At 50.5% G+C, this 1462-nt stretch carries 1 protein-coding gene and 1 pseudogene; both read left to right on the top strand.

The features are described from left to right. The first annotated feature begins 293 nt into the window (after nucleotides 1-293). Nucleotides 294-785 carry a hypothetical protein gene (locus FOY56_RS23365; protein ID WP_146348539.1) on the top strand — a complete coding sequence of 164 codons (492 nt, stop codon included), beginning with the start codon at nucleotides 294-296 and terminating at the stop codon, nucleotides 783-785. A gap of 56 nt (nucleotides 786-841) precedes the next feature. Beyond that, nucleotides 842-1375: pseudogene (locus tag FOY56_RS23360) on the top strand (IS5 family transposase); the annotation flags it as partial. Nucleotides 1376-1462 lie beyond the last annotated feature (87 nt).

The raw sequence follows: 1462 nt of genomic DNA, 5'->3' as shown, positions 1-1462 counted from the left end.
CTACGACAGATGCCCCAAGGTCTTCCTGTCAGCCTGTGCCCTGGCCGCTGTCGTCATGTTTTGGTTATGAATCCTGACCCTAGCGAGTCTCCTCGTCGCTGAAAGCTCTGAACGATAGCCTGTCATACCTCGGTCGTAACGACCCAATGTGCATTCAGAATGGAGCTTGGGCTTTCTCGACGTTCAACTTGTTTGGGTAACGGGGTGGTTGCGCGCGTTAAGTTATTAAAAAGTTCACGTTTTCAGTCAAGGGTTGGGATTTCGCACCGCCGCCAGATCAAGGTTGAGAAAACATGTACTATTTCGATTTTTCCAAAACTCCGTTCTCCATTCTTGAGGTTTCAGAGATATTGGGCAAAAATCCGAGCTGTATTTTGGACCTTCTGAACTCAGGAGATTTGCCAAGCAACGTTCATATCCTTACCGGATCCGGTCGTGTGGAGTGTTTCCCGAGTGCCTATGACATTATTGACTACAAGGCCAAATCATCCCTTAGAAGCTTTACTTTCGATAGTGAGCACCACAGCAATCTTACCGAGATCGTTGATGATGTCCTCGACATATATATGGCAGACCAGAATTCCATGGTGGAATTTGTCAATGACATGTTCAATTACCCACGCCAAACTGTTGAAAATGTGCAAAGTATCGTTCTCGACGAGCCTCCGGAGAGTGCTATTTTTGAATTGACCCAAGTGTGTGAGGATTTAAAAGATGTTCTCAGCAGAATCCTCACAGGTTTGCACATGCGGCTAGGTATGGGGATTAGGGTCAGGATGCATTGATTTGGTTGCGGTTGTCGGATCGGGCTGATTCAAGCTCCTGAACTTCAGGAGGCGTGATGAGCAATCTTTTTTGGCTGACCGATGAGCAAATGGCTCGGCTCCGGCCTTTCTGTCCAAAGAGCCATGGCAAACCACGTGTCGATGACAAGCGTGCCTTGAGTGGGATTATGTTTATCAATCGCAATGGCTTGCGTTGGTCTGATGCTCCAAGGGAGTATGGTCCGCCCAAGTCGCTCTACAACCGTTGGAAACGATGGAGCGACATGGGCGTGTTTGCCCGGATCATGGATGGGTTGGCGGCGGAGGCCGCTGATCACAAGACCATTATGATCGATGCCACTTACCTCAAAGCACACCGCACGGCTTCCAGCCTGCGGTTGAAAAAGGGGGGCGTGGCAAGCTGATTGGCCGAACAAAGTGTGGGATGAACACGAAGCTGCATGCCGTCACCGACACGGACGGTCGTCCGGTCCGCTTCTTTATGACGGCCGGTCAAATCAGCGGCCACACCGGAGCCAGGGCTTTGGTCAGCACCCTGCCATCGGCCGATTGGCTGTTGGGAGACCGGGGGGGATGACGCGGACTGGTTCGGTAATCCCCCCTAAAAATAGTGGTGTTCAAAAGTAGAATTTTCTCGGCAAGATATCTGAGGAGATTTTGAATGAAGAACGGACGAT

This window comes from Falsiphaeobacter marinintestinus, assembly GCF_007923355.1.
Taxonomy (GTDB): domain Bacteria; phylum Pseudomonadota; class Alphaproteobacteria; order Rhodobacterales; family Rhodobacteraceae; genus Phaeobacter_A; species Phaeobacter_A marinintestinus.
This window is presented reverse-complemented; position numbering and strand designations above follow the sequence as displayed.

What these genes read in the sequence shown, in the direction of transcription:
- FOY56_RS23365 (WP_146348539.1), top strand. Translation starts at nt 294, where the DNA reads ATGTACTATTTCGATTTTTCCAAAACTCCGTTCTCCATTCTTGAGGTT.